The sequence below is a fragment of the Paenibacillus sp. sgz302164 genome, assembly GCF_056120505.1.
In genome coordinates, this window is sequence record NZ_JBVYOL010000004.1 from 119,916 (window position 1) to 145,883 (window position 25,968).

General features: G+C 50.4%; 26 protein-coding genes. 23 read left to right on the forward strand and 3 right to left on the reverse strand.

The window, feature by feature from the left end:
- The first annotated feature begins 16 nt into the window (after positions 1-16).
- From AC0LWT_RS08595 to AC0LWT_RS08695, 21 genes are all read left to right on the forward strand, one after another.
- Entirely contained in the window at positions 17-775 is a 759-nt protein-coding gene (locus tag AC0LWT_RS08595) for an HpcH/HpaI aldolase family protein (RefSeq protein ID WP_474680821.1), read from the forward strand.
- A gap of 430 nt (positions 776-1,205) precedes the next feature.
- The gene (locus tag AC0LWT_RS08600; RefSeq protein ID WP_474680822.1) at positions 1,206-2,204 is read left to right on the forward strand and encodes a type I glyceraldehyde-3-phosphate dehydrogenase; all 999 of its coding nucleotides are present in this window, start codon (positions 1,206-1,208) and stop codon (positions 2,202-2,204) included.
- 305 nt (positions 2,205-2,509) lie between these two features.
- Complete coding sequence (locus AC0LWT_RS08605; RefSeq protein WP_474680823.1) at positions 2,510-2,752, forward strand: hypothetical protein; 243 nt, start codon at positions 2,510-2,512, stop codon at positions 2,750-2,752.
- Positions 2,749-5,106 (forward strand): heavy metal translocating P-type ATPase, encoded by a 2,358-nt coding sequence (locus tag AC0LWT_RS08610; RefSeq protein WP_474680824.1) that lies wholly within the window; start codon positions 2,749-2,751, stop codon positions 5,104-5,106. Before AC0LWT_RS08605 ends, AC0LWT_RS08610 begins: the two co-directional genes overlap by 4 nt.
- Before the next feature lie 276 nt (positions 5,107-5,382).
- The gene (locus AC0LWT_RS08615; RefSeq protein WP_474680825.1) at positions 5,383-5,865 is read left to right on the forward strand and encodes a hypothetical protein; all 483 of its coding nucleotides are present in this window, start codon (positions 5,383-5,385) and stop codon (positions 5,863-5,865) included.
- A gap of 5 nt (positions 5,866-5,870) precedes the next feature.
- Complete coding sequence (locus AC0LWT_RS08620) at positions 5,871-6,668, forward strand: hypothetical protein (RefSeq protein WP_474680826.1); 798 nt, start codon at positions 5,871-5,873, stop codon at positions 6,666-6,668.
- Positions 6,669-6,715: 47 nt separating this feature from the next.
- Positions 6,716-7,123, forward strand: a complete 408-nt coding sequence (locus tag AC0LWT_RS08625) for an immunity 22 family protein (RefSeq protein ID WP_474680827.1) — start codon at positions 6,716-6,718, stop codon at positions 7,121-7,123.
- A gap of 27 nt (positions 7,124-7,150) precedes the next feature.
- Entirely contained in the window at positions 7,151-7,561 is a 411-nt protein-coding gene (locus AC0LWT_RS08630; protein ID WP_474680828.1) for a hypothetical protein, read from the forward strand.
- Positions 7,562-7,643: 82 nt separating this feature from the next.
- Entirely contained in the window at positions 7,644-8,066 is a 423-nt protein-coding gene (locus AC0LWT_RS08635) for a tetratricopeptide repeat protein (RefSeq protein ID WP_474681039.1), read from the forward strand.
- 24 nt (positions 8,067-8,090) lie between these two features.
- Positions 8,091-8,477 (forward strand): hypothetical protein, encoded by a 387-nt coding sequence (locus AC0LWT_RS08640; RefSeq protein ID WP_474680829.1) that lies wholly within the window; start codon positions 8,091-8,093, stop codon positions 8,475-8,477.
- 66 nt (positions 8,478-8,543) lie between these two features.
- Positions 8,544-9,635 (forward strand): endospore germination permease, encoded by a 1,092-nt coding sequence (locus AC0LWT_RS08645; RefSeq protein WP_474680830.1) that lies wholly within the window; start codon positions 8,544-8,546, stop codon positions 9,633-9,635.
- Entirely contained in the window at positions 9,625-11,100 is a 1,476-nt protein-coding gene (locus AC0LWT_RS08650; protein WP_474680831.1) for a spore germination protein, read from the forward strand. The genes AC0LWT_RS08645 and AC0LWT_RS08650 overlap by 11 nt, the downstream gene beginning before the upstream one ends.
- On the forward strand, positions 11,097-12,245 hold the full coding sequence (locus AC0LWT_RS08655; protein WP_474680832.1) for a Ger(x)C family spore germination protein: 1,149 nt from the start codon (positions 11,097-11,099) through the stop codon (positions 12,243-12,245). The genes AC0LWT_RS08650 and AC0LWT_RS08655 overlap by 4 nt, the downstream gene beginning before the upstream one ends.
- Before the next feature lie 225 nt (positions 12,246-12,470).
- Complete coding sequence (locus AC0LWT_RS08660) at positions 12,471-13,208, forward strand: tRNA(His) guanylyltransferase Thg1 family protein (RefSeq protein WP_474680833.1); 738 nt, start codon at positions 12,471-12,473, stop codon at positions 13,206-13,208.
- Between the two features lie 2 nt (positions 13,209-13,210).
- A complete protein-coding gene (locus AC0LWT_RS08665; RefSeq protein ID WP_474680834.1) occupies positions 13,211-13,651 on the forward strand; it encodes an AAA family ATPase in 441 nt (146 codons plus the stop codon).
- A 99-nt stretch (positions 13,652-13,750) separates the two neighbouring features.
- Positions 13,751-15,187 carry a hypothetical protein gene (locus AC0LWT_RS08670; protein WP_474680835.1) on the forward strand — a complete coding sequence of 479 codons (1,437 nt, stop codon included), beginning with the start codon at positions 13,751-13,753 and terminating at the stop codon, positions 15,185-15,187.
- 123 nt (positions 15,188-15,310) lie between these two features.
- Positions 15,311-16,855, forward strand: coding sequence for an FAD-dependent oxidoreductase (locus AC0LWT_RS08675; RefSeq protein WP_474680836.1), 1,545 nt, complete (start codon positions 15,311-15,313; stop codon positions 16,853-16,855).
- Between the two features lie 164 nt (positions 16,856-17,019).
- A complete protein-coding gene (locus AC0LWT_RS08680; protein WP_474681040.1) occupies positions 17,020-18,171 on the forward strand; it encodes a type III polyketide synthase in 1,152 nt (383 codons plus the stop codon).
- Complete coding sequence (locus AC0LWT_RS08685; RefSeq protein ID WP_474681041.1) at positions 18,164-18,871, forward strand: methyltransferase domain-containing protein; 708 nt, start codon at positions 18,164-18,166, stop codon at positions 18,869-18,871. Before AC0LWT_RS08680 ends, AC0LWT_RS08685 begins: the two co-directional genes overlap by 8 nt.
- 24 nt (positions 18,872-18,895) lie before the next feature.
- Positions 18,896-20,050: an NAD(P)/FAD-dependent oxidoreductase gene (locus tag AC0LWT_RS08690; protein WP_474680837.1), complete on the forward strand. Its 1,155-nt coding sequence runs from the start codon at positions 18,896-18,898 to the stop codon at positions 20,048-20,050.
- Positions 20,051-20,062: 12 nt separating this feature from the next.
- Entirely contained in the window at positions 20,063-22,150 is a 2,088-nt protein-coding gene (locus AC0LWT_RS08695; RefSeq protein WP_474680838.1) for an MMPL family transporter, read from the forward strand.
- Positions 22,151-22,161: 11 nt separating this feature from the next.
- On the opposite strand, the gene AC0LWT_RS08700 is transcribed toward AC0LWT_RS08695, so the two are convergent.
- Both AC0LWT_RS08700 and AC0LWT_RS08705 read right to left on the reverse strand, forming a co-directional pair.
- Positions 22,162-22,473: a hypothetical protein gene (locus AC0LWT_RS08700; RefSeq protein ID WP_474680839.1), complete on the reverse strand. Its 312-nt coding sequence runs from the start codon at positions 22,471-22,473 to the stop codon at positions 22,162-22,164.
- A gap of 15 nt (positions 22,474-22,488) precedes the next feature.
- The gene (locus AC0LWT_RS08705; RefSeq protein ID WP_474680840.1) at positions 22,489-22,713 is read right to left on the reverse strand and encodes a hypothetical protein; all 225 of its coding nucleotides are present in this window, start codon (positions 22,711-22,713) and stop codon (positions 22,489-22,491) included.
- Between the two features lie 184 nt (positions 22,714-22,897).
- Between AC0LWT_RS08705 and AC0LWT_RS08710 the strand changes: the two genes are divergently transcribed.
- Complete coding sequence (locus AC0LWT_RS08710) at positions 22,898-23,584, forward strand: PIG-L deacetylase family protein (RefSeq protein WP_474680841.1); 687 nt, start codon at positions 22,898-22,900, stop codon at positions 23,582-23,584.
- 450 nt (positions 23,585-24,034) lie between these two features.
- Here the strand turns inward: AC0LWT_RS08710 and AC0LWT_RS08715 are convergent, their stop codons facing one another.
- Complete coding sequence (locus AC0LWT_RS08715) at positions 24,035-24,796, reverse strand: IclR family transcriptional regulator (protein ID WP_474680842.1); 762 nt, start codon at positions 24,794-24,796, stop codon at positions 24,035-24,037.
- 229 nt (positions 24,797-25,025) lie between these two features.
- On the opposite strand from AC0LWT_RS08715, the gene AC0LWT_RS08720 reads away from it, so the two are divergent.
- Complete coding sequence (locus AC0LWT_RS08720) at positions 25,026-25,967, forward strand: fumarylacetoacetate hydrolase family protein (protein ID WP_474680843.1); 942 nt, start codon at positions 25,026-25,028, stop codon at positions 25,965-25,967.
- Position 25,968 lies beyond the last annotated feature (1 nt).

The following is a 25,968-nucleotide window of genomic DNA, read 5'->3' on the forward strand; positions in this document are numbered from 1 at the left end:
TTAAGGGGATACTGCATTGCGAAATAAGATGAAGCAAAAACTTTTAGCAGGTAAAGCTGTTTTAGGGGTCTCCATTATGATCCCTTCTGTTCAACTTGTAGAAATGGCCGGCAAATTAGGGTACGATTGGGTGCTGATTGATTGCGAGCATGGTTCCATATCCTTGGAAACAGTTGAATACATGGTAATGGCAGCGGAAGCGAGCAACATTACACCCATCATTAGACCGCTAAAAAACGATCCGGAGCTAATCGGGCAATACATGGATCGCGGTGTGATGGGGATACAAGCGCCACATGTCAGTTCTGCGGCAGAGGCTCAGGAAATCATCAATGCTGTAAAATATTATCCGATCGGCAGCAGAAGTTTGGCTGTGGGAACACGCTCTGCCAATTACGGATTTGGGATCACTTTAACTGAATATTCCCAACGGGCTAATCAGGATCTGTTGGTCTGTGTCCAAATTGAGGACAAGGATGCTGTAGATAACCTTGATTCTATCGCTAAAGTTGAAGGAATTGACGTGTTATTTATAGGCCCGTCCGACCTTTCTCAATCTCTTGGACATCCCGGAGATGCCGGGCATCCTATAGTAAAAAAAGTTATGGATGATGCTTTTTCAAAAATCATAGCATCTGGAAAGGTAGCGGGTACGGCAGGGAATCTTGAAATAACGCCAAGACGTTTGGAACAAGGCGTTAAATATTACTATACGCATTTAACAACGCTGCTGGCTTATTCATCTTCCGTATTCTTAGGGAATGTTAGGGATTGAATCAATGATTTGAAAGGATTAATAAGTTGAGAATCGGGGTTATTCCCAGCGAAGATAGTGAAAATGTTGAATCAAAAATGGAGACCTTTCAGGATGCAAGAACAAGTGTCAAGTGGATAAGAAGTAATCGGATAATATTAAAAATAAATCCAAGGAAATCCTTGGATTTATTTTTAATATTGGCTTGTTTACAAATGTGAAGTTAAATTGCTTTCAATTAAAAAACTTTATTTTCCTACATCAGGGGGTCCGGCGGGCGCATTCTTAACTAAAGTTATTCTACACAAAATTTTGAAAGTATTATATGATTACATGTGAAAGGATTCAGGAAGTTGGCTTAGGTGTGATAGGTGCAACGCCTGGTGCAAGAAGAACGATTCTTTCACAGCAGCAAAAATGGATAACTAATCTAATATATATGGAGGCTTTTATGGGGAAAATTGCGGTTTTTGGATTTGGACGTATCGGAAGACAGCTCCTTCGAGCGGCATTACAGCAAAATTTGTTTGTCCCATTTTCCATATCGGATATTAAAGATGAAGCTACGCTTGCCGCACTTTTTGAAGTGGACACAAATTACAAGCGTTGGCATGAGCATGTATCGGCCCAAGAAGGCGCCATCGTGATAGGCGACCGGGAGATCCGGTATTTGAATTCGGCCAGTGAATTGCCAAATTGGGGTGAGTTGGGCGTTGACCTGGTTATTGATTGTACCGGACGCGCCGTTACACGACCGGTAGCTGAGCTGCATTTGGAGCGAGGCGCCAAAAGGGTGCTTGTCAGCGGCCCGAGCAAATCGTTAGAAGACTGCGACGCAGTATTGCTTAAGGGAATCAACTTAGAAAGCTTCGATCCGGATAAGCATAAAATCATTAGCATGGCGAGCTGCACGACCAATGCACTTGCACCGGTAGTTAAATTGGTCCGGGAAAACTATGGCATTCAATACGGCTTGTTTTCCACGGTACACTCGTATACAAACACGCAATCGTTAACGGATCAGCCGATGAAGGACCGTCGGGATTCATGGGCTGCCGCCGAGAATATCATTCCGTCGTCCTCAGGTGCAGCCAAAGCTCTGAAATTTATTTGGAGCGACCTGCAAATCACAGGCAAAGCCTATCGTATTCCGACCCGTACCGGAAGCATCGCGGAACTTAACCTGATAACGGAAAAACGGTGCACAGTTCAAGAGATTAACGATATGTTTCGACAAGCCTCAAGAGAGGGCGATTTAAAGGGCGTTCTTGATGTTTTGGAAGGGGAATGGGCCTCGTCCCGTATCGTAGCTGATCCGCATTCTTCGATTATCGACCTGCCTTTAACCCAAGTACAAGGTGAACTGTTATCCGTCGCTACCTGGTACGACAATGAATGGGGTTATGCTTCGCGGTTGGCTGAGGTGGCCGCCTATCTTGCTGCAAAATAATTAGCTTGACTATTGTTGACGAATTCGATGCACCCAAGGACGTATGAGCTGAACCAAAGGGACAGCCTACATGATTACTGAATAATGACAATAAGTTTGATAAAGAGCCCCGCTAAGAGGGCTCTTTTTTCAACGCAATATGAAGTTAACATTTGCAAACGGAATATATCGTTGTTAAAGAGTATTATTTCAACCAGCCAGGCCGCCGCCGTAAAAATTAGGTCGGGACCGGTTGACACGCGGATCGGTTCAGCATAATATGGAAATTACATATGAACAATTAATCATATATAGGCTGTAAAGGGGTGGATATTACATGGAGGCAAAGCATTCATGTGGTTGCGGCAAGCATTCGACTGCCGATAGCGGAGATCAGGCAGCAGCAAGCAAAGAGCCGGCAGGGCACAGCGAAGCCGCTGCCGCTGTGGCCGATGGCACAAGCTGCGGCGGGCATGATCATGATCACGATCACGATCATGCTCACCACGACCATGACCATGACCACACTCATCATCATCACTCCCATGAGAACCGTTACACTAACATGACGTTCACCTTGACCGGGCTTGACTGTGGCGATTGTGCTGCGAAAATTGAACGGGTTTTCTCCCGGACAGACGGCATCGGGGAGGTGGCGGCCCATTTTACGACATCCAAGATGAGCGTCAGCTTTGACGAAACGAAGATTGATGAAGCCGCGATCGTGAAAAAGATCCGGCAGCTGGGCTATGACGTTGCGGAGCAGCCTGACGATGACCGGCATAGGTCGGTCTATCGGATAGATGGCATGGATTGCGCGGACTGCGCGAGCAAATTGGAGAAAAAGGTCGGGGCGCTGCCGTCGGTCAGTCAAGTAAGCGTAAACTTTGGCGCAGCCAAAATGACGGTCAGGCATGACGGCTCGGCCGCGCAAGCGATTATCAGAACCGTCGAGCAAGCCGGTTATTCGGCTGCGGAGGAGCAGGCAGGCAAACCCCGACCTGCGGAAGACAAACCTTTTTGGAAACGCAATAAAAAGGTTGTGCCTACAGCGTCGTCCGGACTGTTGTTTGCAATCGGCTGGCTGCTGGATCTGACTTCCGCCGCTCCAACCGCGGTGCTTACCGTCATTTTCGCTGCGGCGATCGTCGTTGGCGGTTACCGGATTGCCAGAAGCGGCCTGTACGGTCTTCGATCCCGCACGATCGGGATGGACTTGCTGATGACGATCGCGGCCATCGGAGCCGCGTTGATCGGTCAGTGGGAAGAGGGCGCAGCCGTCGTGTTCCTGTTTTCTTTGGGCGAAACGCTGGAAGCGTACACGATGGACCGAACGCGAAACTCGATTCGCGGGTTGATGGAGCTGGCGCCGCGCGAGGCGCTTGTGCGCAGGGACGGCATCGAGACCGCATTGCCGGTCGAGGCGATCCGGGTCGGCGATTTGATGATCGTCAAGCCCGGAGAGCAAATCGCCATGGACGGCACGGTCGCCAAGGGCAGCTCAACGGTCAACCAGGCGCCGATAACAGGCGAATCTGTTCCGGTTGAGAAGGAGGCGGGCGACGATGTGTTTGCGGGCACTTTGAACGGGCAAGGGGCGCTTGAAATCCGGGTTACGAAGCTTTCGACGGATAATACGATTGCGAAAATTATCCACCTCGTTGAAGAAGCGCAAGCGCAAAAAGCGCCGTCACAGCGATTTGTAGACCGCTTTTCCCAGTATTATACGCCTGCCGTCATTGTGATTGCCGTCTTAATCGCCATCATTCCGCCGCTTGTTTTTCAGCAATCTTTTCAGGACTGGTTTTATCGCGCGCTGATGATGCTTGTTGTGTCTTGTCCATGCGCGTTAGTCATCTCGACGCCGGTATCTATCGTTTCGGCGATCGGCAACGCGGCCAGGAACGGCGTTTTGATCAAGGGCGGGGCTCATTTGGAGCGGCTTGGCGCCGTATCCGTTGTGGCATTCGACAAAACGGGGACGTTGACCGAAGGCAGGCCCGTATTGACGAACATTATCCCGCTAAACGCGCAAAGGGAGGATGAAATTCTTGCGATAGCAGCGGCTCTCGAAAAAAACTCCGAGCATCCGCTGGCCCAGGCGATCGTTCGAAAAGCGCAAGCCGACCGCCTTGTTGTGCCGGAGATCGAGAACTTTCGCTCCGTGACAAGCGGCGGCGTGCTCGGGCATGTTGGCGGAACGGCTTATTATTTGGGCAACCCGCGTTGGTTCCAAAACGATCTGCAAATGGATCTGAGCGATGAAAAATTGGCGCGCTGCATATCTGCGGAACAATTGACGCAAACGGTCATGCTGCTGGGAACTGCGCAGGAAGTGATCGCGGTTCTCGCTTTATCCGACAGCGTCCGCCCGGAAAGCAAGGAAGCTGTCGCCAGAATCAGAGCGCTCGGCATGAAACAGGTCGTGATGCTAACCGGGGATAACAGCGGGACGGCAAGCGGCGTTGCCTCAAAAGTAGGCGGAATCGACTACAAAGCCGGACTGCTTCCGCAGGACAAAGTAAAAGCAGTCCAGGAACTGATGACCCCCGGCAAAGGAGTTGCGATGGTGGGGGACGGGGTGAACGATGCGCCTGCGCTGGCTGCCGCAACGGTGGGCATCGCCATGGGCAGCGCAGGCACGGACACGGCCCTGGAGACGGCGGATGTCGCGCTGATGGGCGACGATCTGTCCAAGCTCCCATACACCATCGGGCTTAGCCGCCGCGCGCTGCGGATTATTAAGCAGAACATTGCCTTTTCGCTTGCGGTCAAAGTGGTGTTCCTCGCGCTTATTTTCTTCGGCTGGTCGTCGCTATGGCTGGCTGTACTGGCAGACACCGGAAGTTCGCTGATCGTCATCGCGAACGGCATGAGGCTGCTGAGGACGCCTGCAGGATCAAAAGCTACAAAAGCGGTATAGCGGATTCGTGCCCGGCGCGTGCTCGGAGTCCTCGCATGGGAGTGCAGTTGAGCGCCGAAGGGTAGCAGTGGAGCAGCCGGGAGGCTGCTCTATTTTTTTTGCCGGAGACGGAGCTCAATCTCTACACTGACCGTCCGACTGGAGGAAGATGACGGCGAACTGCTGGATTTGCCGGATGCCTTTATGGACAGCACGTGATATTTTTTAGTAAAATTGGTAAATTCGAAGGATTCCATTACAACGCGATCTAGGGCAAAATGAACGGAGGGCCGTGAGATGATTGATTTTAATGCGGAAGTCATATCGGGGTATTCGATGGGTAATGTTGTTTTGGGCAGAAATATATCTGATTATATCGATGAAGTCTATTTGCGGCACAGGGTCGAGCTTAAAGAATATTCTGTTCCGGATGGCGAAGTAAGATCTGCCTATACATTAGATAACACTATGACAATTGTAGCGGATTCCAATGGCCTGATCGTTTCTATCGGTTGCAATCAAAGTTATAAGGGGCGCTATAAGGGATGCTTATATGCCGGGCAATCTATGAGGGATATCGTCGGGTTGACATCCAGGCAGCGTATTTTTAATAGTTCGTTGATTATAGATGATGACTTTGGATTTTCTTTTGTCATTCCTCCGCCTTTTAATGAAATTTCCGATGCTGCGGAGCACATGCCGCTCGATTTGATTTTTAATGAAATCTATGTAGCTGACTTTTCATCTTGGAATCCCAATAAGTTTAAGTATAGAGGATGAGATACATGTGTACGGGAATGGCTATGTACGACACAAGCGAAATCACTCCCATTGAGGCTTGCAATGCAGGCGAGTCTTTTTTTGATGCGATCGGTGCAAGTATTACAACTGCGGGGTACTATACATACATAAACGGCGATCATGGATTGGATATTGATTTGATAGAAACATCGCTCTCCGATCTCAAGAGTAAACTCATTTCAAAAGAAGTTACGGCGTTTAGATTATACAGCGGACAAAATGGCCATTCTCCTTGGTTTGCATCCTTCGGTTATATGACCGATGAGTTTGGCAGTTTTCATCACATTGATGCTCAGTGTGCTCTGCCTATTGACGACATTTATGAAAATTTCATCGGTTTTGTGGAGGATGTATCGAACAATATTAGCTATCCGTACGGAATCGTGTACGCCGCAAAAAAAGTTACAGATGCATTTTACTATGCAGAGGGTGAAAATCTGATCAAATTGTTTCCATACGAGGATTCGAGGATTTTTAAAACGGAAACTCCCGGGAGATTCAAAGGTGAGGCTCGCTATCGGGGAGATATGTTGAGAATGGTATACCCTTGCAGTATGATAAACGAACAACATCTTCGCATAAAAATCCAAGGCATGACGCTCGGAGATTGGATTGTAAATGAGCGAGGCCGAGGCTCTCTAAGGAAAATCTGCAATGATTTGTGGCTTTGGGAGGTTGGGATAGATGACATTGAAGGTGTTAGCAGATGCTGTGGAGAGGCCGGAATTCTGCTTGCCTGGAAGTCACCCTCGCCAGTAAAACCCCCTAGAACTTTGCCTTAGAGTCTCTTCCGAACGAATATCTTGGCAAAAGAAAGGACGAATCGGTTATGGACAATAATGATGATGTAACATGGGAGCATCCTGGAGAAGTTTCTTTGTGGGTAGGACAATTCAAATCGGAAGAACAACTGGAAAAGTATTTGGAATTCGATTATACAGACGATGAGGTCGTGAAGCCGGAATTTTGTACGGAGTTTCAGATCGTCCATTTTGACGAGGATTTCCGGGAAGCCTATATCGTCGATACGCCAAGCGGGGATCTATCAGTTCTATTAGACGGGTGTTCTTATGACGATGTGCTTATCCCCTTGTACTTGGAACTGAACAAGAACAAGCTTCCAAGCGATACGAATGCTGTAATATTGTTATATAACTACAAATATCATGGGAAAATCAAAGAATCAAGAAAGAATGACTGTTATATCAAGTATATCGGGAATATTCGATACGATTGACAAACTATTGACTAGGAGAATCGGATCATGTCTGTCATACATGCCTACCTTGCGAAATCGTCAAATCCATACTCATATGAGCGTCTTGCATCGGAGTTAAGCGCCTATTTTGATTTCGAAACAAAGAATGGTCTGACATTTGGATCGTCAGCGAATCCGTTCACGAAAGAAAGATATGTAATTCTTCGTTGGTCAGGGTGGAATTTTTCGGCACATTTTGAAACAGGCCCCAATGTAGTCGCAGATGCAAATTACATTGCTGGCGTCGTCAAGGATTGTCCGCCTGAAATCGAGGACTGCACCGAGCGCATTCGCTTCGTATTTTCGCCTGATAAAGAACGTGATTTCACGGATCATATCATTTGGGCGATAGACTATTTATTGGAAATACCAGGCGCAATCATTTTTGATGAAAGTCAACAAACGATCATTCGCTAAAACTCATGAATGAGAGTGAATGGGCACGGGCAAACCTTTAGACATGAATCAAATCGAAAAGAACAGAACAGGGGAGATAGCGTTGCAACTTTCAGATTCCACTTATTCCGAAATTACCGCTCTGTGTAAACAAGGCGATGAGTTGGTGAAAGCAGGCGATCTTGAGGCAGGCAAGCAAAAGTATATTGCCGCCCTCCGCTTATTGCCGGAAAACCATCGAGAATGGGAGGCCGCTACGTGGATATACGTGGCTATTGGCGATGTCCATTTTCGCATGAAAAATTACGATAAGGCATTCAAGTGCTTTTTTAATGCTGTACAGAGTCCGAAAGGGTTGGGTAATCCCTACATTCATCTCCGGCTAGGGCAGTTATATTATGAGCAGGAAAATTTTGAAAAGGCGGCAGACGAGTTAACCCGGGCTTACATGGGTGCCGGTATTGGGATTTTTATGGAAGATGATCCGAAGTATCTTGAGTTTTTGGAGACGAAAATAGAGATATGAAATTCCAGGAGAGTGGTAGATCCTATGAAAGTCAGGGAAATGAAAATTGACGAGGATTTTGAAGATGATGGCTTGATTAGTGTCACATTTTGGGTTGATAGTGAACCTCCAAGATATATCGCTTTGTCGAGGGATGAGCTCGAAAGTCCGGATGCGGTTTATATGGAGGCAGAAGATCAAATATATGGTCGCGAGACAACCGAGCTTTCTTATTCATTAATAGGTAAAACGCTTACTCTGACTTTTTCAAAAGACTCTCCATTGTCCTTTCACTGGAATAAGGAAAAAGAAATTCGCATCGATATTGAAGATGATTCAAGCGGTAGGCTGCTTTTGGCCGAAAATTCCCCCGACAACTCCCCGATGAAGACGGCCTGCGGCGATGGCTGCCAGTATGAAAGCGCCGGTTAGGAATAAACCTGCCTCTTCTGCACATAATACGGATATCAAATTTTAACCAAATTAAGGATATCATGTATGAAAACCAACAACATTTCGGTTCTCCAACTTGTTATGATCTTAACGATGTCGGCAGGTTTGTTGAATCATGTCACGGTAATTCCGATATTATTGAACGTTTCGGGGAAAGACGCATGGATTGCTGTCGGTATTGCCATGATTTGCTGTTTGATATGGTTGCCTGTTTTGATACGCGTGAATCGTGTTATCGACAATCGTTCGTTTTTACAGTGGATTCGTCATCGTTGGGGGTATTGGTCATTGATATTGCTGTTTCCTTTACTTCTGGCTTTGTTCGGAATGGGGGCTTGTACCCTCAAAGAGACGGTAACATGGACTCATGTGTCTTACTTGCCGCGAACCCCGTCGTCGGTTATTATTTTCATCTTGGTTTTGTCCGGGTTCATTGCTGCAAAGTCAGGATTGAAGGCTTTGGCGATAACAACGGGCATACTGCTGCCTTTCGTCGTAGTTTTCGGTTATTTTGTTATGTTTGGAAATATGCCTCACAAAGACTATACGTTGTTACGCCCGGTTCTATTGAACGGTTTTCGTCCCGTAATCCAGGGAATCATATATGCGGGAAGCGGTCTAAGCGAATTATTTCTCATTGTTTTGCTGCAGCATCGAGTATTCGGAAAGATCGGTTATCCTGCCCTTATTGTCCTTGTCATTATTCTCACAGGTTTGACTATAGGTCCATTGACGGGTGCCATTGCCGAATTCGGAACTCCTGAAGCAACCAAGCAGCGATTTCCTGCATACGAAGAGTGGAGAATCGTTCAGATCGGCCGATTTATTTCACATATGGATTTTCTGTCGATCTATCAATGGCTGTCCGGCGCTTTTGTGCGCGTTGCCTTTTCTCTATGGCTAATTGCCGAATGCCTGTCCCAATTCTTTAACGGACGGAAGACTGCTTTCTTGACAATAACGGGTATCGTCATGCTCTGTTTTGCATTTTGGCCTTTGTCGGACAATTTGTGTTTGAAATTGCTAACGGCTTATTTTTTACCTGCAAGTGTGGCTGTATGGGTAGGAGTATCCTTGATCGTCTGGGTGTATTCATTTTTCGTCAAACCGCAAGGAGGACCTACTCTTGAAAAGTGAATATTTCACGGCACATTCCGATATGCACTGTTCAAACACTGAATGGAATGAAAAAACAATTCACGAATGGTTTGCCGATTGCCCGGATGTCATCATCGAGAATCGCAAGTTAAGTTCCGACGCCTCAATCCTATTGATTTATTGTGAAAACTTGTGCAACCATAACCAAATTAAAGAGATAGTGCTTCCGGCATTGCATAAAACAAATCCCCATCAGGAAATAACGGATATTTCTGGGCAATCCAAACTGTTTGAGCAGGCTGTGACACCAGCCAATTTGTCGAAACACATATTCTCGGGAGAACTTGTTCTCGCGTACGAACTGGAAAAACAAGTATTTATTTTAAACGTGGCTGATATTCCAAAACGGATTCCAGAGGAGTCTGCATTGGATATATCCATCCAGGGACCCCGGGACGGGTTTGTAGAAAATTACAGTACAAACTTGGCTCTTATTCGAAATCGGTTTCGTTCGGAATCTCTTGTTCTGGAACAATATACGATCGGCAAGCGGAGCGCGACAAAGGCAGGCTTGCTGTACGTTCACGATATTGCAAATCCCGAGTATATCCAGGAAATACAAAGCCGTTTAAAAAAAATCGACGTGGATGCCCTTATCAGCGCCGCACAGCTGGAAGAGTTTATCAGTGAGCGGAAATTCACCGTATTTCCGTTACTTATTAGCACAGGCAGACCCGATTTTGCTGTCGATTGCTTGACTCGGGGCAGGTTCATTTTGTTAGTGGAAGGAAATCCTCTGGCGATAATTGCTCCTGCAAATTTATTTCTTGTGCTGAAAAGTCCCGAGGACGCGCATTTTCCCTTTTGGATTGCAGCCACAGGCCGAGTAATGCGGATCTTCGGCTTGCTCGTTGCTTTCTTTTTGCCCGGTTTTTGGCTGGCTTTAACCCAATTTAATCTGGATCAACTTCCGTTCCCGATACTGGCCACGATAACGCAAACTCGCATTGGTCTGCCTATGCCTGCGGCCATGGAGATGTTCTTCATGCTTTTTCTTCTGGATATGTTCCGCGAAGCGGGTTCCCGGTTGCCCAGAACGATCGGTCAAACACTGACCGTTGTCGGAGGTATTGTCATCGGAGATGCGGCAATTCGAGCTGCAATTATATCGCCGACCTTGCTGGTCATCGCGTCCGTTGCTTCCGTAGCTACTTCTACGATACCTAACCAAGTTCTTGCAGGTGCGGCTAGCTGGATAAGATTGTTCTGCTTTTTCGCTTCGTCCTTTCTGGGCATGTATGGATTTATCATATCCGTCATCCTTCTTGTATTGCATTTGGCGACGTTACGGTCTTTCGGTCTTCCTTATTTATCCCCGGTTTCACCTTTAACTTTTAAAGAAGCGATGCAGGGAGTGATGGCGACAACACGGCGGCGGCTTTCCAAGCGCCCCGCTATTCTCAGTCCGCAAGATCCGACAAGAAAGGGACCGGACCAACCATGAGCAAGTATCGAATACTGCGCGCGTTAGCCTTGGCTGTTATGACATGTGCACTCTCCGGATGCTGGGACGCGAAAGAAATTCAAGACATCAACTACATTACAGCTTTAGGCGTGGATTATAAAAAAGATCAGTACGTCGTATATGTACAAATGTTCGATTTTACAAGCGTAGCCAAACAAGAAGGAGGTAAGCCGGTTCAAAAAGCGAATGTTTGGGTCGGCAAACACGTTGGCGCTTCTTTAAACGATGCTCTGGATAAATTATACCAATCTTCTCAACAGTTGATGTTCTATTCCCATATCAACGCGATCATTTATAGTGAAACGGTTTTGAAACATGGGCCGGAGGTCGCGTTCGATTTGACGAATCGCTACAGAGAACTCCGCTATACCAAATGGGTTTACAGCACTCGCGACTCAATCGAAGCTTTGCTTAGCACGACTCCATTTTTCAACGAATCGCCGCTTTCGTCTATTCTCCACGAGCCCAGAGGTACTTTTAAACAAAGTTCGTATATTGTTCCTGTCCAATTTCAACGCTTTATTTCATATTTTAATGAACAAGGGAGGATCGCATGGCTTCCATCTCTTTCAATAAACCAAACATCATGGAGCAATAATCTTAAAAAACACGAGTTATTAGAGACAGTTGGCTGTATATTCATGGATCGCAAGAAAATGAGCGGATATCTCTCGAAAGATGACCTGATCGGCTTGCGATGGGTCAGTTCCAAGACGGATCGGGCACCAGTAGTCATCAAAAAAGATGGTCATATTGTTGCAACCATTGTCATTAACAAACCGAAGGTTCATATTGAACCGATTGTTCAGGGAAATATATTATCTTATACGATCCGGATCAGCCTCAAGGGCAGTTTAAACGAATTAGCACAAAACACAAGCGAAGAAAAACTTATAGAAATGGCAAAGCAACAAATTGTCGAGGAAATTTATACGACCTATAATGAAGGTTTGAAACGTCATATTGATATTTATCAACTCGGACATGCTTTGTATTTGCGCGATCCCGCGAAGTGGAAGCAGTTTTTCGATTCGGATTCATTCCCTCTGCAAATGGATTCACTGCGCTCCGTAGACGTCCGGTTGAGGATTGAAAATACCGGCAAATATAAATTACGCACCTGAAGCCATTGCGCTTCATATTCAATGATCCCGACAAATTGTTTGCCGGAGAAAGGATGCCGGAAAGCCTGCATAATCGCAGGCTTTTTGGCTTGGGGAGCAAACCGCTTAATGAAACGGTTCCGCCGTTTTGCAACGAACGTAGAGAGAGAGGCGCGCATTGGAAAAAGTTGTTATAATGGATGATAACGTTCATTTCAAATAGGACAAACAAGAGAGGACAAGGGAATGAAAAAGGATGATTTTGGAAATCGAATGAAGGAGTACGAAAATGCGTTCCGGCACAGTTTGCCGCGGCGTCTGCCTGTTATATTAAGAATCGATGGCTGCCATTTCCATACTTTTACGCGAGGGCTTGCCAAACCTATTGATGAGCATTTGACAAAAGCATTGTGGGAGACATGTAAATTTCTCGCCGCCAATATTATGGGCTGCAAACTGGTTTATCATCAAAGCGATGAAATTTCCATTTTGCTTACCAACTACGATAAGCTCACGACAGAATCTTGGTTCGATAACAACATACAGAAAATAGTTTCCGTTTCCGCATCGCTCGCGACGGCCAAATTTAATGAGGAAATCAGAAAGTCGTATCCGCATAAGGAATTAGCGGTTTTTGACAGCAGGGCATGGGTGCTGCCGGCCGATGAGGTCACCAATTACTTTCTTTGGAGGCAGCAGGATGCTGCGAAAAATAGTATTTCCATGGTTGCGCAAGCTCACTTTCCTCATAGCGAATTGCAAGGATTAAGCGGCAAGCAGCTCCAGGACAAGCTTTTCACAGAAAAAGGGATGAACTGGAATGACCTTCCTGTGTGGCAGAAAAGAGGCGTGTGCATAACGAAACAGCTCTATTTGAAAGGCGGCGCGGAGAGAAGCAAGTGGGAGGTTGATGAAGATACTCCGATTTTTTCGCAAAACAGGGATTATATCAACCAATATGTATACCTGGAAAAGGATGAGTGACCTTGGAGTGTGTAATTTTGATGGGATTGCAGGCTTCCGGGAAATCGACTTTTTGCAAGGAAAGATTGTTTCAAACTCATATGCGAATTAATTTGGACATGCTGCGGACCCGGCACAGGGAGAACATATACATCAACGCCTCTTTTCAAGCCAAGCAGCCTTTTGTCATAGATAACACCAATCCTGCGGCTGAAGACAGGCGAAAGTATATCGAACTTGCAAAAAAGCACGATTTTCGAGTTGTTGGCTACTATTTTGAGCCCGATTACGCGGAGTCGATCCAAAGAAATGAAGTGCGCAGCGGGAAAGAAAGGATTCCGGAAATCGGCATTAAAAGCGTGATGAAAAAACTTCAGGCGCCTCGGTTTGACGAAGGATTTGACGAGCTGTACCGGGTACGCGCCGGACAAGGAACGTTTTACGTGGAAGAACTGATTCGGTAATCATCGTTGCGGGCAAGCATGAGAGCCCCTTCCTATTGTTGGTTTGAGAGAACTCTTTTACAATAACAAAGAGAGGAAATGACTGGAAGGAGTGAATTCGTGTCAGTGAACAGGCAGGCGGTAAGCAAACATAACGACACGCAGCGGAGGGACGGCGTAAAAAGCGAAGAGACTGCCGTTTCGGCCGAAGATGGCAAAGAATTATTGAGCGGAGGCTTCTCCTCCGCTTCCTGGACACGAGCTCATGTTCTTCAATTGCAGCGTACTTACGGAAATCAGGCGGTGTCCCGGTTGTTCGGCGCCGATTCCAGCCGTAACTATCCCGGAATTAGCTCCGGTTCGGGCGGCGATGTGCAGAGAGGCACCGGCCGGGATGAGAAAAAGAAACGTCGAGAAAAGGAAAGAAGAGACGCCCGCATGCGGGAAAGAAGGGAAGCTCAAAAAATTACGGATCAGCTTCTGGAGCTGCGGCTGTTTATTGACGAGAATCAGAGCCCGCCGAAGCTGCTCAAGCTTCCTACGAAGAATGCGTCGGTGGCGAGACCGAAAGAAGCGAGCAGGCGCGGCATTTTTCAATCGAAAGTAAAGAGCATGTATACGATTCCTTTTTATACCGGAGACAGCGAAACCGGGGGCAAATTTTATCATGTGGAAATGCCCAAAAGCTATATTTTGAAAGGAAAAGACTTTAACAAGATAGATATCGGAACTCCCAGAGAAGTTCCCGCTCAGGGGAATCCTTTCGGCCGGTTTGACGATGACGACGATTCATTTATGATCCTTGTCGATGACAACAATCTGGATACGGACGCACTGAAGGATGAGGTCGGCGAAGAATATGTGACAGATGATGCTAACGAAATCGATTTAATGGAGTATGATCTGGATCATGTCAGCGGCTTCGGCTATACGGTCTATCGGAAAAAGACGGGCGGAGCGGATGCTGTCGATTTTCCGTCCGACCTGGCTGCGCGACTTCAGAATGGCGCAAAAAGCCAAGAGACGAAGAACGACGACAGCAAGCGACCCCTGGGAAGCGTGGACGGGACCGCCACGTCCAAGACGCTCAATTATTGGAAAGGGCGCGACCGCAAGCCCGATCAAATCGAAGCGATGAAATCGTCACCGAACGAAGTGGCGGCAGAGCTTGGGCTCGGGCATGCGGGCAAATGGGAGTGGCTTCATCTTATCGCACACCGCTTTGGAGGAGGGACCGGCAAGCCGCAAATTCCGAGCAATCTGGTGCTTGGTACGGAGGAAGCGAACACTCGAATGATGGAGATTGAGGAGGGTCTGGCAGTCGCTTTGAAAAGGCCGGACGTCAACCTCGTATCGTTTGATGTTACTCCTGATCTTGTCGACAACGATACGAAATGGCTGGCCTCGAACATCGATTATTCAGCTACGATTATGAGCAAAACCAACGGAAATTCGAAAACGATCAATGAATCGTTCGATCCTTTGAGCATAGTGCAGCCGCCGCTTATGGGGCTTAAAGCCGTCCGGATGTTCGCCAAAGAGATGCACATCGGATAGTCATGAAATCCGCCTCAAACCGGGGCGGGTTTATTTGCGTTTTGCCATCGCCGCGTACATGCATATGCATAATAAAACTGCTACAGGTGATATTATGTTTAAAAGGTAGAAAGAGAGAACTTCATGGACAAACAACAGATTTCTCCAGCCATCCTCCCGGAATTTCCGGAATCGTGCTGGATCACCTCTTCGGGCATTCCGCGCTTTCCCAAACTTACGAACAGCATCAGCGTGGACGTGGCGATCGTCGGAGCCGGAATTACCGGGATCACGACCGCTTATCTGCTGTCGGGGCAGGGGCTCAAAGTGGCCTTGATCGATGCGGGGCTAATATTGAACGGCACGACAGGACACACGACGGCCAAAATAACCGCCCAGCATGACCTCGTTTACAACGAATTTATCGCCCATTTCGGCCAGGAGCAGACAAAGCTCTATTACGAGGCGAACCGGGAAGCTATGCAATTCATCAGGCAAACGGTACAGGAGCGGCAAATTGTTTGCGATTATTCCGAGGAAGATGCTTATGTATATACGAATTCTGACGAGTATGTGCCGCAATTGCAAGCCGAAATGAAAGCCTATGAATCGCTCGGGATCCCCGGCTCGTACACGGAACAGACCCCGCTGCCTTTCGGCGTCAAAGCCGCCGTTATGATGAACAATCAGGCCAGGTTCAACCCTGTGCCGTATTTGACTCATCTGGTCGACCAGATCGTCAAACAAGGGGGCCAAATTTATGAACTTACGGCTGCCGCAACCGTTGAAAAAGGGAAGCCCGCGTCGGTAGTGACGAACGAGGGGCACAAGATCACCTGCGATCATGTCGTTTCGTGCTCCCACTTTCCATTTTACGACGGAGGGGGCTTTTATTTTGCGAGGCTGCATGCGGAGCGGTCCTACGTGCTCGGGATTACATCCGGCGCAGACTATCCGGGGGGGATGTACATCAGCGCGGAAGCGCCCAAACGATCCATCCGGTCGGCCATGGTGAATGGCGAGAGGCTTATTCTCATCGGAGGCGAAGGCCACAAAACGGGGCAAGGCGTCTGCACGATGCAGCATTACGAGGCGCTGCAATATTTTGCCGAAGATCATTTTGCGTTGAAGGAAATCCGCTACCGCTGGTCGGCTCAAGATTTAGTTACGCTGGACAAGTTCCCTTATATCGGAAAGACGGGCTCGGACGAAGCAAACATTTGGATTGCGACAGGCTACAAGAAATGGGGCATGACTACGGGAACTGCGGCGGCGCTGCTGCTGGAAAAGGAGATAACGGGCAAAGGGAGCCCGTACCGGGATCTTTTCAAACCGGCCAGATTTCATGCCGATCCGGATTTGAAGACGTTCATCGTGCAAAATGCGTACGTGGCGAAGCATCTTGTCGAAGGCAAGCTGGAGATGGTTCACAGGACGCCGCAGGAGCTGGAGCCCGACGAAGGCGCCGTCGTGAGGGTGAACGGCAAGAGAGCCGGGGCGTACCGGGATCAGCAAGGCGGGCTGCATATGGTAGACACGACATGCACGCATATGGGATGCGAAGTTGAATGGAACCAGGGGGAACGTTCCTGGGATTGCCCGTGCCATGGCTCCAGATTTTCCTACAAAGGAGACGTGCTTGAAGGGCCGGCGAAAAAGCCGCTGCAAACCGTCGTCGAATCCTCGTGACGTCCGGATCGAAGGGCTGCTCTGACTACAGAGCGGCTCTTTATTTTTGCCCGGCGGCAGACGTCAGTCATATTGAGAAGCAAACGGGAATAGTTATGGTTAAAGCGGCAGCACTTGTCCCAGTTGAGAACGTCGCACATTGCGGGAGGAGATGGATGTTGGAAATGGAAAAGCAAGCTCCCATCACTGCGGTCCTGGGAATAGGGACGGCCGTGCCGGCGTATCGTATCGATCAGTCGGATACGGCCGACAGATTGGCCGAGGCATTGAAAAATCACCCCGATTCCGTACGCTGGGCGAAGCGGATTTTCAAGCAGTGCGGGGTACAGACGCGGTATACGTGCGAGCCGAACCTGCTCGAATCGGCTGCCGAATGCCGGTATTTGCCCCGCGACTCGTTCGATGACGTCCCGACGACCGCCGAACGCATGAAAGTTTATAAGAGAGAATCCGTTCCCCTCGCACTGGAAGCCGCCCGGAAAGCTATGGCGGACAGCGGAACGGACGCTTCGGAGATAAGCCATCTGATTACGGTCAGCTGCACCGGCCAGTTTTTGCCGGGCCTCGATGCGGAGCTCGTCCGGCAGTTGGGACTGAGCGCTACAGTGACCCGGATTCCGCTGCAATTTTTGGGCTGTGCGGCCGGATTGAAGGCCGTCGCCCTTTCCGGGCACATCGTTTCCGGCGATCCGGCAGCCAAAGTATTGGTCGTCTGCGTGGAGCTGTGCACGCTGCATATGCAGCCTACCGGCACGCGGGAAGCGCTGTTCGGCGCATCGTTTTTCGGCGACGGAGCTTCCGCCTGTATCATCGGCTCTGCTGAGTCTCATCACAGAGGCGTTTTTCAGCTGGGCCAGGGGCATTCCGTGCTGCTGCCGGACTCCGCCGACGAAATGGTGTGGGAGGTTGGCAATTATGGCTTCGATCTGTATCTTTCGCCGCATATTCCCAAACTGATCGGCCGATTCATTCCCGCAGAGGCGGAACTGCTGCTGCATGGCAAGCGCAAGCCGGATCTTTGGGCGATTCATCCGGGAGGCCGGGGCATCGTCGATACGCTGCAGGACGTATTTGAACTTGCGGACGAGCAGGCAGGCCCCAGCCGGGCGGTGCTTCGCGATTACGGCAACATGTCTTCGGCGACGATTTTATTCGTCCTGCAGCAAATGAAGCGGGACTTGGCGAACCGCGGCGCAGGACCGGCCAGCGGCATCGCGCTTGCTTTCGGCCCCGGACTTACCGCCGAGCTGCTCGGGTTCGACTATGTTCCGAGCCCCGTTATCCCGAGGCGGCTGACAGGTGCCGCACATGTTTAGCCCGCTGCGGCGGCGGGCCGAGGAGCCCGAGCTGATGGACGACCTGTCCAAAGGGGGCTCCGAGCTTCAAGAGGCATTGCGCGATCTGAGATTGCTGAACCGGATTTTCGGCGCCGCCGGCCCCGCCCTTTACGGGATACGGCGATTATGGGCGGAATCGAATAAGCCGAGCCGGCTATCCATATTGGACATCGGATCGGGGTCGGGCGATGTGAACCGGCATCTTCTGAGATGGGCGGACAGCAGCGGGATCGATCTGCGGATTACGCTCGCAGACATTACGGAAGAGGCGTGCGAAGAGGCCAGCCGGCTTTTTCACAGCGAACCGCGCGTTCGGGTCGTGCGCCGCGATTTGTTTGAGCTTGAGGCGGCATGCGCAGATGTGGTCACAGGAACGCAGTTTGCGCACCATTTTGCCGCTGGCGTTCTGCCTGTGGCGGTGGGAAGCATGCTCCGGGCGTCGCGATTAGGCGTGGTGATCAATGACATACACCGGCACTGGATTCCGTGGTTTGCGGTATGGCTGACCGCGCGAATCGTTTCCGGCAACCGGTACATTGTTCATGACGGGCCTTTGTCCGTAGCCAAAGGGTTTCGTTCCGAAGATTGGAAGAAGCTCGGAGAAGCGCTGGACGCAGCCGAGCTGTTCTATGCCTGGAGGCCGCTGTTCCGATACGTGGCGGTCATTCGAAAAACGTGAATTCATTCAACGGAGTTGAGGACGATGAACGGGTACTACGATGCGGCGGTTCTGGGCGCGGGAATTGCCGGGAGCAGCCTGGCCAAAGCTCTCGCGGACAAAGGGTGGGAGACGGTGCTGATCGACCGCCGGCTGTTTCCGCGCCATAAAGTTTGCGGGGAATTTCTGTCCCCGGAATCGCAAAGCACGCTGGCGGCGCTCGGGCTGCGCGAGACCGTGGAAGCGCTTTGTCCTCGTCCGATCCATCGGGCGAGTCTGATCCCCGGCGGCGGCGCCCCGCTGGGCATTGCTTTGCCCGGCACCGCCTGGGGCGTGAGCCGGTATGCGCTCGACTCCGCGCTTCACGGCGCCGCGGTAAGGTCGGGCGTGCGGCTGCACACCGCGACGACGGTAACGAACGTGTACCCCGATGCCGCAGGGTACACGGTTGAAGCGCGCCGGCACAAGGCGGCAGCCACCTTTCGGGCGCGGATCGTCATCGCCGCGTGTGGCGCCAAGGGGCTGCCGGGCCGGAAGCCCGCCGCTTCCGCCAAACATGCCTATGTGGGCGTAAAATCCCACTATAGCGGAATCGACATGGAGCCGGTTGTTGAGCTCTATTTTTTTTCCGGCGGGTACTTGGGCATTTCACCCGTTGAGAACGGACTCGTCAATGTCGCGGCGCTGCTGGCAAGAAGTGTTGCCGACAACGCGCACAAAACGATTCCGGCGATGATAGAAGCCGCCGCCCGCCGTAGTCCAAGGCTGCGGGAAAAGCTGGCGCAAGGCGCTCCGGTTGCGGGAACCCAGGCGGCCGTTGCGCCGGTTGAGCTGAGCCGCAAACCGCTTGCGTGGGACGAGATTCCCCTCGCAGGGGACGCAGTCTCGATGATCCCGCCGCTTTGCGGCGACGGCATGTCGATGGCTCTGCGCTCGGCCGAGCTGTGCGCGTCGTATGCCGACCGCTTTTTGCGGGGAGCGATCTCGCTCACGGACTGGCAGCGCGATTACGCTGCGTCCGTCCGCAGGGAATTCACGGGCCCCCTGAGGTGGGGAACGCTTGTGCACCGGCTGCTGGGCGTCCCGGTCTTGCCGCGGGTTTTGCTTGGACTTGCGCATGCCGCGCCGGGACTGGCGTCGGGCTTTGTGCAGAGGACCCGGTTGAAAGAAAGCAATCCGAACCGGCAGTTAGATGTGTAGGAGAGCGCGGATATGGGCTTCCGCAAGCTTGCCGTTCTGCCGCTGCGATATCCGAAAAGCATCGTCGTGCTGTGGACGCTGCTCCTGCTGCTGGTCGGGCAGGACGCCCCCAGACTGGCTTCCGTCCTGAAAGATCACGGCTTGCGGCCGGATGGCTCCTATGCCCAGGTTCAGCGCATCCTGGCCGCTAATTTCCACATTCCCGAAGAGCCTGTTATCCTTGTGTTTGAAAAACGGCAGCACGTTTCCGGTGAGCAATTCCGCAAGTTCATCCGGCAAACGATGCTGAGCCTTCACGGAATCGAAGGTTTGAGCTTCTCTGCGTCGCCGCTGGAAAAGCCGGACATGCTTGACGGCAATTACGCTTACGCGCTTCTCGGCTTTCAGCAAAAGCCGTATGAAATGAAACCGGTTCTTGATGACATTCATCGGCGGCTGCCGAAGCAGTCTTCCATCACCGTGACGGTGACGGGGAAATCCGCGGTGCAGGCGGATGTAAACGCGGCCAGCCGGCGTGATTTGCTGAGCGCCGAGCTGATTGGCATTCCGGCCGCTTTTTGTATATTGTGGCTCGCTTTTGGCGGCATCGTCTCCGCGATGATTCCCGTAATCGCCGGCGTTATCGGAGTGACGGTCACTATGGGGTTGATGTATAGGATCGGCACGGCGATTGAAGTTTCCAATTTTGTGTTGAATGTCATTCCGATGGTGGGCCTGGCGCTCAGCATCGATTTTGCGCTTATGCTGGTCAGCCGGTTTCGCGAGGAGCTAAGGCACGCCGCTCCGGAACAGGCGTTTCTCGCCACCGCGCGTACAGCGGGGAAGGCCGTGTTATTTTCCTCAGCATGCGTATTTCTCGGTTTAGCGGGGATATTGTTTATCCCGCTGCCGATGTTCGCTACGGTTGCTCTAGGCGCGATGGCGGTGCTCGCCGTGTCGGTGCTGCTGACGTTCACTTTGCTGCCTGCGCTGTTTTCGTTTGTATGGCCGGCGATTCAAGCGGAAAGCAGGCCCGCTGCCAGGCCGGGAAAAGCGAACTTTTGGTACGGATTGTCACTGTACGCCATGAAAAAGCCGGCGCGATCGGCCATTCTGGCCTCGCTGCTGCTGCTCGTATGCTTCCTGCCTTTAAGCCAAATGAAGGTCGCCATTCCGGACGCCGCTTCCTTGCCGAAAGGCTACGATTCCCGCGCGGCCGCCGAAGCGTATCAAGCGCATTTTGCTTCGCCGGTCACTTCGCAGGTTTATATCGCCGTCCAAGAGAGCACGCGCTTCTTGAAGCAGGAGGACGGGCGGCGCAAGCTTGACGCGTTGCTGCGCAGACTGGAAAGCGACCCGTACGTGCAGCGGGCGCAGCTCGTTTCACCCGGCTGGCCTGCGATGTCCGGACCTACCGTGAGGGAGATTCCCGTCCTGATTCATGTCATGTTAAAAGGAGATCGGGCTGCGCCGGCAACGCTCAATTGGGTCAGGCAGTGGGAGGAGGAGGGGAAGGCGGGAAGCATTCCTTTTCTTATTGGCGGGGAGCCGAAGTACGAGCAGGAAGTTTTTGACGCTATTTTTGAACATATCGGAAAAGTATTCGCATTTATTTTTATTTCCAATTTCGTTGTCCTGTTTGTCGCTTTCCGCTCCGTTCTTATTCCGCTCAAAACGATTGTCATGAACTTGCTCGGCATAGGAGCCTCGTTTGGCATTCTTGTATGGATTTTCCAGGAGGGTCATTTGGGGATGGAACCGGACCGGATTGCCATTATGATTCCCGTATTTATTTTCGGGCTCGTTTTCGGCATCAGCATGGATTACGGGGTATTCCTGGTATCGCGCATTTGCGAGGCCTACCGCCGCCAGCCGGACAACGACCTCGCAGTAAGGACAGGACTGGCTTCAACGGGCAAAATCATCACCTCGGCCGCGGCCATTATGATTGCGGTGACAGCACCGTTCGCATTCGGAGAAGTTGCCGGAGTCAAGCAGTTGGGCGTCGGCATTGCGGCCGCTATTTTCATAGACGCTACGGTGGTCCGCATGATTTTGGTACCGTCCTTAATGAAGCTGCTCGGCAAATGGAATTGGTGGGCGCCCGGTTGGATGAAATAAGCCGCGAATGTTCAATCGCTTAAAATTCCCATGCGCTCGATATGAGCTTTCGTCTCCGCCGTTCCCAGGTTGTACAGTGTTTGATAAATGTCTTTCAGGCTGGCGTCATGGCCGTCATTGTCGTGATCGTGATGGTAAGGAACGGCTGCCGCATGCGTTCTGAAAAAAGTCGCTTCATCGTAATCTTCCTCGTTCACAAACAATTCCTGAAGCATCACAATCTCTTCGGGCGTAGCGAGGATATCCAATTCGTACGCGGCGTCGCCTTGATTTTGCATAATCGTTCTCGATTGAACGGATACGTAATATTTGTCCCTGTCCATGTCTGCCCCTCCAAATCAGCGGAAATAATACATCCAGATCGCCGCGCCCAAAACGACGGCAAACGGAAACAGCACAAGCGCGATAAAAATCGGATTCGCTATAAAGGGATGGCGCACCGAGGTGAGGTTCATTCCTTTGTCCAGCTCATCGTTTTGCTGTTTGCGCATGACTGCGACGGTCATAATAAATGCAACGGCGGCGATGATGAAAGCCACGGAAAGCAAGACGGTCAGCATCATCGGGTTTCGGCCTCCTTGACGGTTGAATTTGTGGTTGAACCCGTTTCATTGGTAGGTTGTCCATGACGGTGAAAAGCAATTCCTTGAATTTTCATCGCGGGCAGGGCTGTACACATAGCAGCCGGAATGCGCTAAAATAAAAAGGAGATTTGCTACCAGCAGATGAAAAAGGAGACTTGCCGAAATGACTAAGCCCGTTGCGTTTATTTTTGCCCATCCCGACGATGAGTCGTTTCTTTGTGCGGCGCTGATCCGCAAACTTGCCGATGAGGCGAACGAATCCGTTCTTCTGCAGGCGACGAATGGGGAGGCGGGGAAAAAGAATGGGGCCTACAGCCACGCCACCGATGAGGAGCTGGCCGCAATCCGCGAGAAGGAGATGCGGACGGCAGCCGAAATTCTCGGTTTGTCCGCCGTGCAGTTTCTGGGCTACCCGGACGGCAAACTGAATACGGCAGAGGAACAAACGTTTGTGCAGCGGGTAGCGGACTTTATTCAAGTCCACGAATCGCAGGTTGTGGTTACGTTTCCTGAAGATGGGGGCAACTATCATCCGGACCACATGGCTATCTCGCGCATAGTGACAAAAGCAGTGCTGGAGGGAAGGTGCCCTTCGGTCAAAAAGCTGTACTACGTCTTGTCCAATCCGCTGCTGGAACAAGGGCGCCGCGCGTCATTAACCGTTGATTCCAAACCCTATTGGCCCGTCAAAGCGAAAGCTTTGCAGGCGCACCAGTCGCAAAAGTTGGCGATCGGGCGGTATTTTGGCCCTTTGGATGCGTGTCCTGAGCAGCGCAGGTACGAATCGTTCGTTTTGGCTTGGGAGGATGGCGTTCATTGGCCTTCGACAGATGAGGCGTGGATTTGGTGAAGGGCAGGCGTGTCAGCCGGCTGTAATGCATGAAGCGCAAAAAGACCTGAGGCTTGGCCTCAGGTCAGGCTGTGCAAGACCCCTACATCAGAGTCGATAGCCACTATCTGCCTGGCTGTACGAAGAAAACCTGCAAAAATACATGAATTTTCGTTCTTGACCGCTGGCCACGCTGAATTCCTGCAAAAGTACAGGCTTTTCGCCGAACACATGGACTCAGACTCACTTTCAGCGAAAATACCTGCACTTTTGCAGGCTTTTCGCCAAAATGAACCAATTTCGAAGAAAAAACCTGCACTTTTGCAGGTTTTCTCTTTGCCAAGCTGCTGCCTGCCCAGTTACGCGGTTCCACGAACTACCCCGGTGGAGCGGCGCGTGTTATCCCACTAGCTCCCAGCCCTGTCGAGACTTCACAGGCGATTTGACCCGGGTCGCCAGCCTCAGATTCTTTTATAACGAATACCCGAATCCTTCGGAAAGTTCTTGTCCCATTTTCAGTAAGTACCGGCTCAATTGTTCGTCGGCGCGATCCGGGATCGTATGATTGAAGCCGACAACGGTCAGTACGCCTAAAAGCTGATTTTTAAAATTCATAATCGGCACGGATACGGAGGAAACGGACGGAACTAGCGGCTCCCGCGCGAAAGCGATTTTCTCCGCCTGTATAACCTCAATTTCTTTATCCATCTCTTTTCGCCGGTCAAAAGGGATCTTTTGCAGCTCGCTTTTTTTCCATTCCTCGATCAATACCGGGTCGGCAAATGCCGCAAACACTTTCCCCGCCGCTGAGAGAAGAGGCAGGTTCGTTCCCAACTGGGCCCCGATGTTAAACCCCTGGCTTGTGCTAACAAGCTGCACCACCACCGGTCCGTTCGCGGTCCACACGGATAGCAGCGCCGTTTCGTTGCATTCCCGGGTTATTTCGTGCAAATACGGGGTAACGCGGTCCACTAAATTTTCCTGATTAGCCGCAGTCATCCCATATTCGATCAGTTTGCTGCCCAAAATATATGTACTGTTTTTCTTATCGCGGTACAATACACCCATTTGGCAAAACGTATTTAAATATTTGTACAAATTACTTTTGGTAATATCCAGCCTTTCGGATATGTCCGTAAAAGACATGGGCTGTCCATGCTTGGCAATTAAATTCAAAATCGTAAGTCCAACTTGCAGGGACTGGATAACCGTCCCTTTTTTGATATCCTCCATCTTTCCTCACCTGTCCAAAACCGAGTTCAATTTAGTGATGCCCACTCGCCAATTCGATAATAAGGCCATTTCGGCTAAGTGTCAAACTTCATAATAGACAACCCTATTTTGGAACTACGACGAAAAGCAGTATTGACAAAAACACCACTTCTAATTCTATAATAAGAGAAATAAGTTCTCTATATTTATAATATCTATTAAAAAAATCATTGCTAAAGGAGAATTTTAAATGAAATTAGTAAGTTTTAGCTACGAAACGTACAAGAGAATCGGTTGTATCCTTGACGACAAGGTCATCGATTTGAATTATGCCTACTTGTCGCAGCTCGAAGCCGAGGGACAGCTACGCGCGCAGCAAATCGCCGAGGCGTTTATTCCTGCCAACATGGTTGAATTTTTGCAAGGCGGGAAGCAAAGTATGGAATTGGCTGTGAAAGCAGTCGAGTTCGTTCGCAACAGCTCCGGCAATTTTAAATATAAGGTCGTCCATCGCGTGTCGGATGTAAAGCTGGAGGCTCCCGTTTTGAACCCGGGAAAAATGATTTGCGTCGGCCACAATTACCGCGAGCATATTTTGGAAATGGGCCGCGAGCTCCCTTCGTACCCTGTCATCTTCGCGAAGTTCGCAAATACGATCATCGGTCCTCAGGACGATATTCCTTTCTACCCGATCTCCGAACAGCTTGATTATGAAGCCGAACTCGCTTTTGTCATCGGCAAGCGCGCCAGAAACGTTTCCGAAAAGGATGCGCTGCAATATGTCGCCGGTTATACGATCGTCAACGACGTAACGTATCGTGATCTCCAAAGAAGAACGCTGCAATGGCTGCAAGGCAAAACGGTTGAAGGCAGCGCTCCGATGGGACCATGGATGGTTACTCGCGATGAGCTGAATGACGCTTCCGGTCTGGAAGTCGTGCTCAAGGTTAACGGAGAAGAACGCCAACATACGAATACGGCGAATTTAGTGTTTACGGTTCCTTATTTGGTGGAGTTTTTGTCGAATCTTATGACCCTTGAGCCCGGAGACGTGATTTTGACAGGCACTCCTGGAGGGGTAGGTGTTGCCCGCGATCCTCAGGTGTTCCTGAAAGGCGGAGACGTTGTCCGCATTGAAATCGCCGGCGTCGGTGTACTTGAGAATCAGGTCAAAAACATAGACAAGGAGTAGT

Bases quoted from the DNA above. Each gene is read 5' to 3' on its own strand.
- AC0LWT_RS08600 (WP_474680822.1), top strand. From the start codon at position 1,206: ATGGGGAAAATTGCGGTTTTTGGATTTGGACGTATCGGAAGACAGCTC.
- AC0LWT_RS08610 (WP_474680824.1), top strand. From the start codon at position 2,749: ATGACGTTCACCTTGACCGGGCTTGACTGTGGCGATTGTGCTGCGAAA.
- AC0LWT_RS08615 (WP_474680825.1), top strand. From the start codon at position 5,383: ATGATTGATTTTAATGCGGAAGTCATATCGGGGTATTCGATGGGTAAT.
- AC0LWT_RS08620 (WP_474680826.1), top strand. From the start codon at position 5,871: ATGTGTACGGGAATGGCTATGTACGACACAAGCGAAATCACTCCCATT.
- AC0LWT_RS08625 (WP_474680827.1), top strand. From the start codon at position 6,716: ATGGACAATAATGATGATGTAACATGGGAGCATCCTGGAGAAGTTTCT.
- AC0LWT_RS08630 (WP_474680828.1), top strand. From the start codon at position 7,151: ATGTCTGTCATACATGCCTACCTTGCGAAATCGTCAAATCCATACTCA.
- AC0LWT_RS08640 (WP_474680829.1), top strand. From the start codon at position 8,091: ATGAAAGTCAGGGAAATGAAAATTGACGAGGATTTTGAAGATGATGGC.
- AC0LWT_RS08645 (WP_474680830.1), top strand. From the start codon at position 8,544: ATGAAAACCAACAACATTTCGGTTCTCCAACTTGTTATGATCTTAACG.
- AC0LWT_RS08655 (WP_474680832.1), top strand. From the start codon at position 11,097: ATGAGCAAGTATCGAATACTGCGCGCGTTAGCCTTGGCTGTTATGACA.
- AC0LWT_RS08660 (WP_474680833.1), top strand. From the start codon at position 12,471: ATGAAAAAGGATGATTTTGGAAATCGAATGAAGGAGTACGAAAATGCG.
- AC0LWT_RS08675 (WP_474680836.1), top strand. From the start codon at position 15,311: ATGGACAAACAACAGATTTCTCCAGCCATCCTCCCGGAATTTCCGGAA.
- AC0LWT_RS08680 (WP_474681040.1), top strand. From the start codon at position 17,020: ATGGAAAAGCAAGCTCCCATCACTGCGGTCCTGGGAATAGGGACGGCC.
- AC0LWT_RS08685 (WP_474681041.1), top strand. From the start codon at position 18,164: ATGTTTAGCCCGCTGCGGCGGCGGGCCGAGGAGCCCGAGCTGATGGAC.
- AC0LWT_RS08690 (WP_474680837.1), top strand. From the start codon at position 18,896: ATGAACGGGTACTACGATGCGGCGGTTCTGGGCGCGGGAATTGCCGGG.
- AC0LWT_RS08695 (WP_474680838.1), top strand. From the start codon at position 20,063: ATGGGCTTCCGCAAGCTTGCCGTTCTGCCGCTGCGATATCCGAAAAGC.
- AC0LWT_RS08700 (WP_474680839.1), bottom strand. From the start codon at position 22,473: ATGGACAGGGACAAATATTACGTATCCGTTCAATCGAGAACGATTATG.
- AC0LWT_RS08705 (WP_474680840.1), bottom strand. From the start codon at position 22,713: ATGATGCTGACCGTCTTGCTTTCCGTGGCTTTCATCATCGCCGCCGTT.
- AC0LWT_RS08710 (WP_474680841.1), top strand. From the start codon at position 22,898: ATGACTAAGCCCGTTGCGTTTATTTTTGCCCATCCCGACGATGAGTCG.
- AC0LWT_RS08715 (WP_474680842.1), bottom strand. From the start codon at position 24,796: ATGGAGGATATCAAAAAAGGGACGGTTATCCAGTCCCTGCAAGTTGGA.
- AC0LWT_RS08720 (WP_474680843.1), top strand. From the start codon at position 25,026: ATGAAATTAGTAAGTTTTAGCTACGAAACGTACAAGAGAATCGGTTGT.